Raw genomic sequence first — 14,755 nt, forward strand, 5'->3', positions numbered from 1 at the left:
CTTGCACAGGGACGAGGAAACGCCGCACATACACGTCACACTCGTCCCCATCGTCAAGGGAGAGCGAAAGCGCAGGAAACGGGAGGAGCAGACGAAGAAGCGATACCGCAAGAAGCCGACCGACACCGTGAGACTGTGCGCAGACGATATTATGACACGGCTGAAATTGAAGTCCTACCAAGATACCTATGCCGAAGCGATGGCGAAATACGGGCTGCAAAGGGGCATAGACGGCTCGAAAGCTCGCCACAAGTCCACGCAGCAGTATTATCGGGATATACAGAAACTCGCCGACAGTCTGAAAGCGGAGGTGGTGGATTTGCAGCAGCAGAAAGAAACGGCGCAGGAGGAATTAAGGCAGGCGAAAAAAGAGATACAGACCGAGAAGCTGAAAGGGGCGGCAACTGCTGCAGCCGCCAACATTGCCGAGAGTGTCGGTTCTCTTTTTGGCAGTAACAAGGTCAAGACGTTGGAAAGGGAGAACACCGCCCTGCATAGGGAGGTAGCCGACCACGAGGAAACCATCGAAGCCCTGCAAGACAGAATACAGACCATGCAGGCAGACCACAGCCGGGAGATACGGGAAATGCAGCAAAAGCACGGCAGGGAGATAGCGGACAAGGACACAAGGCACAAGCAGGAAATATCGTTTCTGAAAACGGTAATCGCAAAGGCGGCGGCATGGTTTCCCTACCTGCGTGAAATGCTCCGTATCGAAAACCTGTGCCGCCTTGTGGGATTCGATGAAAGGCAGACCGCAACGCTCGTCAAGGGAAAGACGTTGGAGTATGCGGGGGAACTCTACTCGGAGGAACACGGACGGAAATTCACGACCGAAAAGGCTGGGTTTCAAGTGCTGAAAGACCCCACGGACGGGACGAGGTTGGTTCTTGCCATTGACCGAAAGCCCATTGCCGAGTGGTTCAAGGAACAGTTCGAGAAGTTAAGGCAGAACATACGGCAACCTATACAGCAGCAAAGGAAAAGCAGGGGTATGAAACTGTAAAGCTCCAATTTTATACAGCGAGCAAATAAATCTATTGCAACATAAGTGATTATCACAACTTTTCACTACCTTTGTGGTTGGATTAGGGAAACTCCGTCCAAGACATATTAGAAAAGAAAGAAGCGTTATGCTTATCTTGTTGTTGAAAACGTAGGAAATTTTCAAAATGAGCAAGGATGGCATAGTGGTTCTCACGCTATAGCGTGGGCTGCTATTACTACATCTGCTCATTAGGTTTTTCCTACGACCTTCAACAAAGACGTGGCATTGCAGTTCCACGCTTCGTGGTTTAATAATAAAAGGTCTTAAGGAGCTGGAAAGACAAACATAGTACTATGGACATGACATCTCTTTGGGGAAGACTTGCAAAATTGCAGAGTTTCTTTCAGGATGGTTTGAATGTGGATGAAAATTCACATTTGCCAGAAGCGGATTTACGCAAGATAAGTCTTGGCAATCTGTATGTATATCAACAACAAGGTGTATTGAACACATTCGAAACTGGCGTAACTCCCTCTGTTCGTAAAGTTATTTTAGGTGAATACTTTGGTATAACGGATAGGGATAGTGCCATCGAAACTTTGAATTGGTTGTCGCAAGCTCCCTCGCAAACAATGTTTCACTATGCTTATACGGCTTTTCTTCAAGGAGGGGGTAATATAAGCAGGAAGTGGCTTAATGAAAATGAAGAATTGAAAGAACACACCGATTTCCGAAATGACTGTTTGGAAAAGTTGGAAACGATGGAGGAAAAATATCCGGACATTGAACAAGCTGGAATTGTCGTATCCAAAGAAGAAATGGGCAAACTCGGAGTACTTGCGTGGGATGCAGGAAGATTAAACTTTATCAGCAGACTTTGCCTTGAGCAAGAGTACATTGTAAAAGAAGAATGTATGCAGTGTATCAATGCCGCTTACGAGATGACCAAAGAAGTTTATACCAATTGGAAAGACTATGCTTATAGTTATGTTCTTGGTCGTACTTTGTCGATGGGAACTACCAACATGATTGGATTGGCAGAAGATTTACTGACAGATACCAAAAGCCCTTGGACTTATATAAAATGGTGATACTTTATTAAAAAATATTTATTAACTCTACATTTTTTTTGAATTATGAAAACGTTTAATTATGCTCCAGCCTCTCCTATCAAGGATAACATTACAATGTTGGCTGTATCAGTCGGTATGGTTGTCGTGCCGCTCGTTTATCCATTCGGTATAAGAATAGGCAGTACCCGAATACTTGGCCCTACGAGTACTGCCATTGTTTTTATAATCGGAGGACTCGTTCTCTTGGTAATAACATTGAACAAGGTTCATCTTGCCCGTGCTTTGGCGGCGAACGGAGGAAAAATCGTTGTCGATGCAGATAGTGTAACCTATCCTATAATAAAGAAAGGGGAGAAAACCGACAAAATATTTAAAATATCGGATATAAAACATCTTAAATATGACGATGAAGAAGGAGAATTGGAAATCTTCTTGACGGATGATACACAAATAACATTGCATGCAGGATTCTTTGAATCTTTCGAGCGATACGAGGAATTTTTCGCTTTGTTGAAGAAGTGAAGAGGCTAACAAGTTCGATTTATGCGGATAATGGCGTGTGGCTCAATCGCTTTTCGTGGTGATTGAGCCACGTGTTAGCCGCAACCTTGAAAAACAAAAAATACAATGAATAGAATATTGGCACTATACATCTTTTTACTATTGTGTGGCACGGTTTCCGCACAACAAATCGTAGAATGGAGCGATTTGCAGACTATAACAGATAACTCACGGCGCACGGTCTATTATAAAAAAGGCAGAAAACAGCCGTTACGGGGAAAATATCGCATTATACGAGGACTTGACGAGGAGTGTGTTAAATTTTCCGATGGCATGATAAACGGTGATTATCGCCGCTATCGTGATGGGGTGCTGCGTGAATCGGGTATATATGCCAAAGGCAAGCGTAACAGCACATTCACGGAGTATTACCAAGACGGCGTTACTCCCCGAAAGGAAACACCCATGCAGCAAGGCAAGATAGACGGAACTGTAAAGACCTATTTTCGTAACGGCAAAATAGAAGCCGAAAAGGAATATAAGCAGAGTGTGGAGAGCGGGCGGGAGCGCCGCTTTGACAGCAAGACAGGAGAGCAGATTTTTGAATCTCATTATATCGACGGGAAAAAAGATGGCGAGGAGTGGGAAATCTTCGAGGATGCGAGCACGCTTCGCAGCAGGATAATACGCCACTACCGTAACGGAAAACTTGACGGCTCTTATCGTGTGGAATCGACACGGGACGGCAAACCCTATATAACTATCGAGGGACAATACACTGACGGCGAGAAATCGGGGCAATGGATAGAACATAACTATGATAACAATACCCAAACCTGCACATGGCATGGTGAAGGTGGGGCTTAAACAGAGATGAAGATAGTTATCATAATACTACTTTTAACGCTTGCATCGGTCGTAAGCTGCGAGCCACCCATGCCGCCGACGGACGAGGAAATGATACGCCACTTCGCCACGCACGAGGCGGCATTCGACAAGATACGCAAAATCATGGCGGAGAGTTCGGAGGGAAGCTTTCACTATCCACCGCTCTCTCCCTGCGATATTCTCATCCTTGATTCGGCAGGACAAATATCCTACCAACCGAACCAAGTGCAGGACACGCCGGTACACGGGTTATCAAGATCTGACCGAATACAACTCGACTCCTTGTTGTCAGAGATTGGATGCGGTCTTGTCCTTGTTGACCGCAGGGAGCAGGAAACGGCAGATTCGGTATATGTGAGCTTATTTATGCTGTACTACTCCCACGGCATCGTGGATGCGGGAACATCCAAGAGTTTCGTTTACGATCTCGAATTGAGAAGCCGCCGTGACATCCGTATCACCGAACACGGCGACCTGAACAAAATTTACCGCAGGACATACAATGACACTACGCTATACAAGCCCGTCAAGGAAGGCTGGTATATAGAGTTAGACCATTCACGATAATTTTCTTTTTTCGCAAGTCGATTTTATAAAATTGTCACCGAAAGTTCGTACTTTCGGAAAAAGATGTTATATTTGCAAATGAAAGAGTTATTTGACAGCATAGCAATGTAAAACGCTGAAATTCGCACAGTTGCTAAATCGTTACCTCTATTTCTCAAATAATTCGCTAAAAGTTTATTTCTCAATCGGTTAAGTCAAACCGAGAAAAATCTAAAATAAATTCGTACATTTGCCCTTTCAAAAACGCATTAACAGAGAGAACAAACAGATATGTTGACAAAAGTAATTCTACAAGCCAATATAGATAAGGTAGAAACCTATTTTGAACGTGCAGATAAAATCGTGATAGTGACTCACGTTTCTCCGGACGGAGATGCACTCGGCTCTTCATTGGGACTATATCATTTCCTGTGTCAGCAGGGTAAGACGGTAAATGTTATCGTGCCGAACGCTTTCCCGGATTTCCTGCGTTGGATGCCCGGTGCGAAAGATATCATCCGTTATGACAAGTATGCTGAATTTGGAGACAAACTGATCAGTGAGGCCGATGTTATCTGCTGTCTGGACTTTAATGCGCTTTCACGTATTGACGCACTGGCTGCACCGGTGGCTGCTGCCCAGGGACGCAAAGTGATGATTGACCATCATCTGAATCCTGAACCTTTTGCACGTGTCACCATATCACATCCGGAGATCTCCTCTACATCAGAACTTATTTTCCGTTTGATCTGCCGGTTAGGATGTTTTGAAGACATTACTTATGAAGGAGCAGAGTGCATCTATACCGGTATGATGACTGATACCGGAGGTTTTACCTACAACTCCAATAACCGGGAAATTTACTTTATCATCAGCGAACTCTTGTCCAAGGGAATTGATAAGGATGAAATCTATCGCAAGGTGTTTAATACCTATTCAGAAGGCCGTTTGCGTCTGATGGGCTATGTCCTTTACGACCGCATGCAGGTTTATCCTCAGTTCCGTTCGGCCCTGATCACTCTCAGCAAGGCAGAACAAAGCCGCTTCCAATATGTGAAAGGAGATACGGAAGGCTTTGTCAATATTCCTTTGCAGATGAAAGGCATCTGCTTCTCTGTCTTTCTGCGTGAGGACAGCGACAAGAATATGATCAAGGTTTCTTTGCGCTCTGTGGGACATTTCCCCTGTAATAAGGTAGCTGCTGAGTTCTTCAACGGAGGTGGTCATCTGAATGCTTCAGGCGGAGAGTTTTACGGAACCATGGAGGAAGCCGTAGAACTCTTTAAACGGGCACTGGTGAAGTATGAAGATTTATTATTGAAAAATTAGTTATTAAAAAAATAATAGGATAAAAAAAACGTGCGGATAAAAAGCAATTTATTATTTTTGCCGTCGTTAATAAGTAAGAAAATGAAAAGAATACACCTGTTTTTTATGCTTGCCCTTGCAGCGTTGGGTATGCAGAGCTGTAATAATGATAAGACGTATGCAGAAAAGAAAGAAGAGGAAGCTGATGCCATCAACAAGTATCTTTTGGAGAATGACATCAAGGTAATCGACGAGAATACGTTCTTCTCACAGGATACCATGACGCTGGCAGATAATGAATATGTGCTTTTCAAGGAGAGCGGAGTTTACATGAATGTAATGCAGCGCGGAGTCGGTTCCCCATTGACGGACGGAACTTATTATATAGAATCCCGCTTCGTGGAAATGGCATTGCAGACACGTAATGATGATATTCAGATGGAAGCCGGTGATACGCTGACGGCAAATATGCATATCAATAACCCGACTTATTGGGGATATCCTGAAGAATTCAAGCTGACAGTCAGCGGAACTTCTTATTCTGGAACCTTCTCAGGTGTTTCTCAGATGTATGATACTTACGAGCAGACTTCTGTACCGACAGGCTGGTTGTTACCCTTGCAGTATCTGAAACCTTCTCGTACCAATTCATCGGAAGACGTAGCACGTGTACGCCTGCTGGTGCCTCATAGTGCAGGAACCGTAACGGCTTCACGCTATGTTTACCCTTGTTACTACGAAATAACATATAACCTTGGACGCTAATATTTTATATTATGACTTTAATTAAATCTATTTCCGGTATTCGTGGAACTATCGGAGGCCATGCCGGCGAAGGGCTGAATCCGCTGGATATTGTAAAGTTTACTTCGGCTTACGCTACGCTGATTCGTAAGACAACCTCGGTAAAGAGTAACAAAATCGTTGTCGGACGTGATGCCCGTATCTCTGGCGAAATGGTGAAAAATGTGGTATGTGGAACATTGATGGGGATGGGATTTGATGTGGTAAACATCGGTCTGGCTTCTACTCCTACCACAGAACTGGCTGTTACTATGGAAGGTGCTTGTGGTGGTATTATCTTGACTGCAAGCCATAATCCAAAGCAGTGGAATGCATTGAAATTGCTGAATGAACATGGGGAATTCCTGAATAAGGAAGAAGGAAATGAAGTTCTCCGTATCGCAGAAGCTGAAGCTTTTGAGTTTGCTGATGTAGATCATCTGGGCAAGTATACGGAAGATAATTCTTATAACCAGAAGCACATTGACAGCGTGCTGGCATTGGATCTGGTAGACGTAGAAGCAATCCGCAAGGCAGATTTCCATGTGGCTATTGACTGTGTAAACTCTGTTGGAGGTATCGTTCTTCCGCAGTTGTTGGAACAGCTGGGCGTGAAACATGTAGAAAAACTGTATTGCGAGCCTACAGGAAACTTCCAGCATAATCCGGAACCGCTTGAAAAGAATCTGGGCGATATCATGAACCTGATGAAGAGCGGAAAGGCTGATGTTGCTTTTGTTGTCGATCCGGATGTAGACCGTCTGGCAATGATCTGCGAAGACGGAACCATGTACGGTGAAGAATATACACTGGTTACAGTAGCTGATTATGTATTGAAACACACTCCGGGTAATACCGTTTCTAACTTGAGTTCAACCCGTGCATTGCGTGATGTAACCCGCAAGTATGGTATGGAATACAATGCTTCTGCCGTAGGTGAAGTGAATGTGGTTGCCAAGATGAAGGCTACTCATGCAGTAATCGGTGGTGAAGGTAATGGTGGGGTAATCTATCCTGCTTCTCACTATGGCCGTGATGCTCTGGTAGGTATTGCTTTGTTCCTGAGTCATCTGGCACACGAAGGCAAGAAAGTTACGGAACTCCGTGCTTCTTATCCGAACTATTTCATTGCGAAGAACCGCATTGACCTGACTCCGGAAACTGATGTAGATGCTATCCTTGCCAAGGTGAAAGAACTGTATAAGAACGAAGAAATCAATGACATTGATGGTGTAAAAATTGATTTCCCCGACAAATGGGTACATCTGCGTAAGAGTAATACAGAACCGATTATCCGTGTTTATTCAGAAGCTTCAACCATGGAGGCTGCTGATGAACTGGGTAAGCAGATTATGGATATTGTATACAGCCTGGCTAAATAAATTGGATTTTGCCTGTTGAGGCTGTACTGGGAAAGACGCGTAGAGAACTTTTGAAAGCTTCCTGACGCGTCTTTCTTCTTTTTTATAGGGTTGGATTGTCGTGTTTCATTTGCATTATTTCTTTTTTAATGCCACAGTCATTTTGGTCGTTTGTGAATCTTTAACCTGAGGTGTACAGCTGATATGCAGAAACGGTACATTTATCTTTTTAGGGTTTAGCTTGATGTTGAAGTTCATTTCTTTTTTCCCTTTCGGAAAGATGGGATTCTTGTCTTCAGGATGTGCAAAGCTTTGTCCGGAGCATCTGATGGAAAGTCGGGTGTCTTCAGTCATTTTCTCTCCTGAAATGATGGTGACGGAGAAAGTCTGAATGTCCTGTGCCGGATCGTAAGTAATGGTTTGTTGCGTATTCTTGAATCCGATATAGCTGCTTGGAATGCTGTTGTTGTTATTGCATGCAGTCAGCATCAATGCATAGAAGAGGGGAAGTGCCATCAGTTTTTTGCTTTGTTTCATAATCTTGTTTTTTTTATGGTTTCTGCCATTAAAACTCAAGATCGGAGGTTTTCCCCTATGGGTAAAGTGTGAATAAACTAAAAAAACGACATGTTCTTTTTTTCCTGTTATGCCTTTAGTTTTGTTTCTTTGGGAAGGGATGAGGTATTATTTTTAGTCTGATTTGCATTGAACAAAAGTTGGTAGCCAATGTCCCGTATAGATATAATGTCAATATCTACCTCTTTGAGTGTGACTTTCAGTTGGCTGATTACCTGATATGCCCGGGATTTTACAATATGCAGTTCCGTTTTTTCATTGAGGTGATGAAAGGCTGCCAGTTGTTTATAAAGCAATAAAAAATCCTGATCATTAATAAAAGCTTGAAAATATTTTAAGTTTAATCCTTTCAGTTTTATCTTTTTGCCTTCGTGTTGTAAACAGACATGTTGTATGTCCCAATAGTATCCTTTGCTTATTTCTTTTCCGGTAGGTTGGAGTGTGTTATTATGTGGATTGTCGGAAAGAGTCTGAATGTGTGTACGTAAGATGATATTTCGTTGGTATGATTTAACTCTCCTAAAATAGATGGCAACTCCTGTTGTACATATTAGCCATACAGCAAGGAGAATATAAGTATAGGGACGGTTGATGAGCATTATCATAGGTAAGTCTATGTAAACCTTCAGTATGATATCTTGATTCTTGTCTTTGTTTTTTCGATAAACTTCTTTTTTTATCAGTTCTGTATGAGTTGGAATTGTGTAAGTTTCTCCTATAGTACAGGTTATAAAACCGGTTATAGGCAGATTGTTTTCTACAAGTTTTTGTCGGAAAATACTGTCTAGCCTATGCCTGTTAGGGTCTTCTGATAATAAAAAGAATTGATCACACCAGTTGCTCTTTTCGTCCGCAGAAATATTGTCAGAGGACTTTTGTACGTCGTAAAAGAATTTTTTTCTTATGATAAAAGTTTCTTTTTCTTTCTTAAGGGCTTCTTGAAAAGAACCTTGGCACTGTTGTACAATCTCATTTTTCTGTATGGAAATGAAAGTATATTCCAATATAATTAAGATTATTGTGAGTAAGTAATATATACCTGCCAGTATGCTGGATTGATATTTTATGTTTTTCATAATTCGTCTATTATCTTTTTTAAGAAATTTCTAAGAAAGTTGAATGTAAATTCTTGACTATTAAAGGATATTGATTTCTAAGAAATCTCTTAGAATTTTTATTTTGTATTCTGTATCCTTCTCTCTACATTTGCTATGTGTGGTTCTCATGATTAAAGTATTATAAGCAAGTGTAGCAAATATAATAATATTTAATGATATGAAGTTTAATAAGAAAGTGAAAGTATTACTTTTTGTAGTTTGTATTTTTTGTTATGGAGGATATATCTGTAGGGAATCTGATACGGATAAGACTTCGACTGTATTGGTTATGAAAAATATAGAAGCTTTAGCTGATAATGAGGATACAACTAATCATGCATGTTATGGTTATGGTGATATAGATTGTTTTGGAATAAAAGCAAAATTACGTATAGATATCTTTAGTCTAGACTAACATTAGGATAAGTGAAATATTGTTAATTGGGTAGTGTTAGACATTTATTATTATATTGTATCTCTCACTTTTTAAAGTATGGAGGATGAGCCAATGCAAATATAAGGATTAAAAAGAAGGAAGTGATGTTTGTAACTTCTGTGCAGGAAATATTTTAAAGTTTAATTAATTAAAATAAATAGAATAATGAAACTGAAGGGTATGGTTAATATGGCATTGATCTCGTTATTTATTATTGCTGCGGGGTATAATGTGTACAGATCACAAAAGAATATTAATTTATCAGATCTGGCAAAGGAGAATATAGAGGCGTTAGCTAATAGTGAAGGAGGTACTAGGCATACGTTAGATTGTGGGGGAGCTGGTATAAAAGCATGCTCAGCCACTTGTAATAAATGTAATGTTACGTTAACTGTGTATGGTAATGGAAAGAGTGCGACATTAACTTGTTATCAATAAACAAATTATATAAAAGGGTTTTATCAAGTTGAATGTATTATAGATCGCATTCAACTTGATTTTAATGTGGTTTTTATGAAAACGTTTCTATTTGTTTTTCTTTTGGTGATTATTAGTTCTTGTCATACAGAGACTGGAGACTATATCCCTGTTAGATCTTTGGACTTAAGTTCTTGTGAAAAAATAGTTTATCAGGAAATAGTTGTGAAGGATTACTTGCTTTCATATCCTACTGGGATATTCCTTATTGATGGAAAGCTGGTGATAAAAGATGAAAAGGGGTATCGGAAACTGTTCCATGTGATAACAAAAGATGGAGAACTGGTTCAGGAATTTCTCCAGTCGGGTGAAGGTCCGGAAGAGTATGTTTCTTCAAATTTTAACTCTCAGTTAAGCAATGACTGTATTTTGGATATGTTCGATAGCTCTCGGAAGAAAAATATATCTTTTAAATATAAGGAAGGCTATTTTTCTTTTTCTTCTATGTTAACAGCAAAAACAAATGAAGAGAATATCCGTGAGTTGGTGAATTGCGGCAACTATTATTTGGCAACAGGAGTGAATGGACGGTTTGTGGATAATCGTTTTCTGGTATTGGATACACTGGGTAATGTAAAGACTGCAATAGGTAATTATCCTGAAATTCTTCCTGATTTGCTGGTTAAACCAGAGGAAGATATGCAGACAATATTATTTAATACTGCTTTATTTAGGCGGTCCCCAGATAAACAAAAAGCAGTTTTTGCATCGTACAAAGGTGCTTTACTAGAGTTTCTTGATTTGTCTGCTTTACCTGACTCGGTACCTGTAAAATCTGTTCAGTTAGAAAGGCCTAAAAAGAAAGAACAGATCACTCGTGAGCATGAAGGATGGGTATATGGTTTTGAAGATGTATACGTTACAAATAAAAATGTATATGTAATATATAATGGTGAAACTGCAGTTGATAATCCGGAACTTGGAAGATATATTTTAAAGTATAATTGGGATGGCAATTTATTGCACCAATATAAGTTTGATATGGGACTTCGAAGTTTGGCTGTGGATGAAGCAACAGGAACTATTTTCTTTGTAGGCTATGTGAATGATGAGATGAAATTGTTTTTCGGGAATTTATAAACAATATCATATCAGTCCACCCAAAGCATGTCACTCATAATGCCATCGGAGATAAAGATGCCTGCTTCCGTCAGTTTGAGTGTGTTATTGGTTATCTCCAGTGTGCCTTGGTTTAAATGAGGACGAGCCATGCGCAGGCAGTAGTTATACAAAGTATCACCAAAAGTATTTTTCAGCAGAGTAAGTGACATTCCTGCAGAAGTACGGATGGTCGTAATGACAAAGTCGTTATAACGGGTGTACAGGTCAAGGTTCTCTATCTCATAAATAGGAGCATGATTGTTTATACCTGCTATGTATTTATCCAGTGAAGCAATGTTCCATTGGCGGGAGGTACCATTGTATGAATGAGCAGAAGGTCCGCATCCCAGGTATTTCTTGCCGGTCCAGTAGCTGGAATTATGACGGGAATGAAAGCCCGGAAGCGAGAAATTGGATATTTCATAGTGCTGGTATCCATGCTCCTTCAGCCGATGAATGAGTTGCTTGAATAACGTGACACTCAGGTCTTCATCGGCTTCTTCCACACGATGCTGTTCCCGGAGTGTCCACAACGCAGTATTCTCTTCGTAAATCAGATGATAGGCTGAGATGTGTTCAGGCTGTAACTGGAGTGCCTGCTGAAGATCATATTCCCAGCCTTCGGCAGTCTCACCGGGCAGACCGTACATCAGGTCGATGCTGATGTTCCGGAAGCCTGCCTCGCGGCTTTGGTAAAAAGCCTCTATGGCCTGTTGGGCAGTATGGCGGCGATGAAGCAGTTTCAGTGTATGTTCATTGAATGTCTGTATCCCCATGCTGAGGCGGTTGAACGGTTGTTGGCTGAGCATTTTAAGATATTCCGGTGTCAGATCGTCCGGATTGGCCTCCAGTGTGATTTCAGCCTGGTCGTTGACCGGATATATGCGGAAGATCGTTTCAAACAGTTGTTCGAAATCTTCCTTTTCCAGTTGTGAGGGAGTACCTCCTCCCAGATAGATGGTTTCTATGTCTTCTCCCTGAAGATAATCTTTGCGCATCTCCAGTTCCCGGCATAAAGCCTGTATGTATTCCCGGCGTTTGTCGGCCTGTGTGGTCGAGAAGAAATCGCAATAAATGCAGCGGCGTTTGCAGAATGGAATATGAAGATAGATACCAGCCATAAAATATATAGTGTTGTTCCGGTGCAAAGGTAAGGTTATTTCGGCGGGCACGCAACGGTGGGGAGGTTGTTTCTTCCTGTTATATGGTATGGTTTGATGCGATTTGTTTGTGTTTGTGCCTAAGAACATAGTTTAGTAACACGGAAGCATTTATTGCATTTCTAAACATTAATTTCTAATTTGCGCCTCGTTTAAAAGAGATATGAAAAGCATATCCTTTCGTTTATAAATTAAATCTTGAAATACCATGAAAGTATATCAGACCAACGAAATTAAGAACATTGCCCTCCTTGGCAATGATGGCTCAGGTAAAACCACCCTCACAGAAGCGCTGCTCTATGAGAGTGGTATCATAAAACGTCGCGGCAGAATCACTGCCAAAAATACAGTCAGCGATTATTTCCCGGTAGAGCAGGAGTATGGTTACTCGGTATTCTCTACTGTGTATCATGTAGAATGGAATGGCAAAAAACTGAATATTATTGATTGTCCGGGTAGTGACGATTTTGTGGGAGCTGCTATTACTGCACTGAATGTAACAGATACAGCTATCCTGCTTTTGAATGGACAGTATGGTCCGGAAGTAGGAACACAGAATCACTTTCGTTATACCGAAAAGCTGGGTAAACCGGTAATTTTCCTGGTAAACCAGTTGGATAGTGAGAAGTGTGATTTCGATCATGTACTTGAACAGTTGAAAGAAAATTACGGTTCTAAGGTTGTTCCGGTTCAGTATCCGTTGGCTACCGGTCCGGACTTCAATTCGTTGATCGACGTACTTTTGATGAAGAAATATTCATGGGGCCCTGAAGGTGGTGCTCCTACGATAGAAGATATTCCTGCTGAAGAAATGGAAAAAGCACAGGCTTGGCACAAGACTTTGGTGGAAGCTGCAGCTGAACACGATGAATCACTGATGGAGAAATTCTTTGAATCTGAATCTCTGACAGAAGATGAAATGCGTGAAGGTATTCGCAAGGGATTGGCTGCCAGAGGTATGTTCCCTGTATTTTGTGTATGTGCCGGAAAGGACATGGGTGTTCGCCGTCTGATGGAATTCCTGGGAAATGTTGTTCCTTTTGTTGATGAAATGCCGGTAGTGCACAATACTCGTGGTGTTCCTGTACCTCCTGAAGCCAATGCTCCGACTTCACTTTATTTCTTCAAGACAGCTGTTGAACCCCACATTGGTGATGTACAATACTTCAAGGTGATGAGCGGTGTCGTTCGGGAAGGTGATGACCTGAATAATGCTGACAGAGGTTCTAAGGAACGTATGGCTCAGCTGTTCGTTTGTGCAGGAGCTAACCGTGAGAAGGTTGATGAACTGCGTGCCGGTGATATTGGCTGTACCGTGAAGCTGAAAGATGTGAAAACAGGTAACACACTGAATGGCAAGGATTGTGAAAACCGTTTCAACTTCATTAAATATCCGAATCCGAAATATACCCGTGCAATCCGTCCGGTCAATGAAGCCGATACAGAAAAGATGATGGCTATTCTGAATCGTATGCGTGAGGAAGATCCGACTTGGGTTGTTGAACAGTCCAAGGAATTGAAACAGATTCTTGTTCATGGTCAGGGAGAATTCCATTTGCGTACATTGAAATGGCGTATGGAAAATAACGAAAAGCTGCAGATTCAGTTTGACGAACCGAAGATTCCTTATCGTGAAACCATCACCAAGGCAGCACGTGCCGATTACCGTCATAAGAAACAGTCTGGTGGTGCCGGACAGTTTGGTGAAGTTCACCTGATTGTAGAACCTTATTATGAAGGTATGCCGGCTCCGGATGTTTATCGTTTCAATGGCCAGGAATATAAGATGAATGTGAAGGGAACTGAAACCATTGATCTGGAATGGGGCGGAAAATTGGTATTTGTTAACAGTGTTGTCGGTGGTGCTATTGATGCCCGTTTCATGCCGGCTATCTTGAAAGGTATCATGAGCCGTATGGAGCAGGGACCGCTGACCGGTTCGTATGCCCGCGATGTGCGTGTGATCGTATATGACGGAAAGATGCATCCGGTAGACTCCAATGAAATCTCCTTTATGCTGGCTGGACGTAATGCCTTCAGTGAAGCATTCCGCAATGCCGGTCCGAAGATTCTGGAACCGATCTATGACGTGGAAGTATTCGTTCCGAGTGATAAGCTGGGTGATGTAATGAGCGATATGCAAGGCCGCAGAGGCATGATTATGGGTATGAGCAGTGAAAAGGGATATGAGAAACTGGCTGCTAAAGTACCTTTGAAAGAAATGTCCAATTACTCCACTGCATTGAGTTCTTTGACCGGAGGTCGTGCTTCCTTCATTATGAAGTTTGCAAGCTATGAACTGGTTCCGACCGATGTTCAGAACAAACTGATGAAGGAGTTCGAAGAACAGGAAAAAGAAGACGCATAATAATAGTTGTTGTTTTTATAGATAAAAAGGCCGTATTTCTTAAAAGTACGGTCTTTTTTATTTAACTAAACTTAAACAATTGATCCTTTTTA

15 protein-coding genes are annotated in these 14,755 nt (G+C 41.7%); 12 read left to right on the top strand and 3 right to left on the bottom strand.

Translation table 11 applies throughout. The annotated features are described in order from the left end of the window. The 8 genes from BACCOPRO_RS15140 to glmM form a co-directional block, all read left to right on the top strand. On the top strand, positions 1 to 1,006 hold a 1,006-nt coding region (locus tag BACCOPRO_RS15140; protein ID WP_040311581.1), incomplete at its 5' end, for a plasmid recombination protein. Positions 1,007 to 1,341: 335 nt separating this feature from the next. Then, the gene (locus BACCOPRO_RS15145) at positions 1,342 to 2,079 is read left to right on the top strand and encodes a DUF1266 domain-containing protein (RefSeq protein WP_008144975.1); all 738 of its coding nucleotides are present in this window, start codon (positions 1,342 to 1,344) and stop codon (positions 2,077 to 2,079) included. A 45-nt stretch (positions 2,080 to 2,124) separates the two neighbouring features. Further along, positions 2,125 to 2,583, top strand: coding sequence for a hypothetical protein (locus tag BACCOPRO_RS15150; RefSeq protein WP_008144976.1), 459 nt, complete (start codon positions 2,125 to 2,127; stop codon positions 2,581 to 2,583). 105 nt (positions 2,584 to 2,688) lie between these two features. Beyond that, the gene (locus BACCOPRO_RS15155) at positions 2,689 to 3,429 is read left to right on the top strand and encodes a toxin-antitoxin system YwqK family antitoxin (protein ID WP_008144979.1); all 741 of its coding nucleotides are present in this window, start codon (positions 2,689 to 2,691) and stop codon (positions 3,427 to 3,429) included. A 6-nt stretch (positions 3,430 to 3,435) separates the two neighbouring features. Continuing rightward, entirely contained in the window at positions 3,436 to 4,017 is a 582-nt protein-coding gene (locus BACCOPRO_RS15160; protein ID WP_008144980.1) for a DUF4948 family protein, read from the top strand. Positions 4,018 to 4,287: 270 nt separating this feature from the next. Next, on the top strand, positions 4,288 to 5,325 hold the full coding sequence (locus BACCOPRO_RS15165) for a DHH family phosphoesterase (RefSeq protein WP_008144982.1): 1,038 nt from the start codon (positions 4,288 to 4,290) through the stop codon (positions 5,323 to 5,325). An 81-nt stretch (positions 5,326 to 5,406) separates the two neighbouring features. Continuing rightward, the gene (bamK, locus tag BACCOPRO_RS15170) at positions 5,407 to 6,069 is read left to right on the top strand and encodes a BamK family beta-barrel-assembly machinery protein (RefSeq protein WP_008144983.1); all 663 of its coding nucleotides are present in this window, start codon (positions 5,407 to 5,409) and stop codon (positions 6,067 to 6,069) included. Positions 6,070 to 6,080: 11 nt separating this feature from the next. Beyond that, on the top strand, positions 6,081 to 7,469 hold the full coding sequence (gene glmM / locus BACCOPRO_RS15175; protein ID WP_008144985.1) for a phosphoglucosamine mutase: 1,389 nt from the start codon (positions 6,081 to 6,083) through the stop codon (positions 7,467 to 7,469). A 114-nt stretch (positions 7,470 to 7,583) separates the two neighbouring features. Here glmM and BACCOPRO_RS15180 read toward each other — a convergent pair whose 3' ends face one another. Both BACCOPRO_RS15180 and BACCOPRO_RS15185 read right to left on the bottom strand, forming a co-directional pair. Next, a complete protein-coding gene (locus tag BACCOPRO_RS15180) occupies positions 7,584 to 7,985 on the bottom strand; it encodes a hypothetical protein (RefSeq protein ID WP_008144987.1) in 402 nt (133 codons plus the stop codon). A 107-nt stretch (positions 7,986 to 8,092) separates the two neighbouring features. Further along, a complete protein-coding gene (locus tag BACCOPRO_RS15185) occupies positions 8,093 to 9,100 on the bottom strand; it encodes a hypothetical protein (protein ID WP_008144989.1) in 1,008 nt (335 codons plus the stop codon). A 199-nt stretch (positions 9,101 to 9,299) separates the two neighbouring features. On the opposite strand from BACCOPRO_RS15185, the gene BACCOPRO_RS15190 reads away from it, so the two are divergent. The 3 genes from BACCOPRO_RS15190 to BACCOPRO_RS15200 all read left to right on the top strand — a co-directional run bounded on the left by BACCOPRO_RS15190 (position 9,300) and on the right by BACCOPRO_RS15200 (position 11,114). After that, positions 9,300 to 9,536, top strand: coding sequence for an NVEALA domain-containing protein (locus BACCOPRO_RS15190; RefSeq protein WP_008144991.1), 237 nt, complete (start codon positions 9,300 to 9,302; stop codon positions 9,534 to 9,536). A 186-nt stretch (positions 9,537 to 9,722) separates the two neighbouring features. Next, positions 9,723 to 9,995, top strand: a complete 273-nt coding sequence (locus BACCOPRO_RS15195) for an NVEALA domain-containing protein (RefSeq protein ID WP_008144992.1) — start codon at positions 9,723 to 9,725, stop codon at positions 9,993 to 9,995. A 75-nt stretch (positions 9,996 to 10,070) separates the two neighbouring features. Then, positions 10,071 to 11,114: a BF3164 family lipoprotein gene (locus tag BACCOPRO_RS15200; protein WP_008144993.1), complete on the top strand. Its 1,044-nt coding sequence runs from the start codon at positions 10,071 to 10,073 to the stop codon at positions 11,112 to 11,114. Positions 11,115 to 11,125: 11 nt separating this feature from the next. Here BACCOPRO_RS15200 and hemW read toward each other — a convergent pair whose 3' ends face one another. Next, complete coding sequence (gene hemW, locus BACCOPRO_RS15205; RefSeq protein ID WP_008144995.1) at positions 11,126 to 12,256, bottom strand: radical SAM family heme chaperone HemW; 1,131 nt, start codon at positions 12,254 to 12,256, stop codon at positions 11,126 to 11,128. A 247-nt stretch (positions 12,257 to 12,503) separates the two neighbouring features. On the opposite strand from hemW, the gene fusA2 reads away from it, so the two are divergent. Continuing rightward, positions 12,504 to 14,663 carry an elongation factor G2 gene (gene fusA2 / locus BACCOPRO_RS15210; protein ID WP_008144997.1) on the top strand — a complete coding sequence of 720 codons (2,160 nt, stop codon included), beginning with the start codon at positions 12,504 to 12,506 and terminating at the stop codon, positions 14,661 to 14,663. Positions 14,664 to 14,755: the final 92 nt, after the last annotated feature.

This window comes from Phocaeicola coprophilus DSM 18228 = JCM 13818, assembly GCF_000157915.1.
GTDB classification, from domain to species: domain Bacteria; phylum Bacteroidota; class Bacteroidia; order Bacteroidales; family Bacteroidaceae; genus Phocaeicola; species Phocaeicola coprophilus.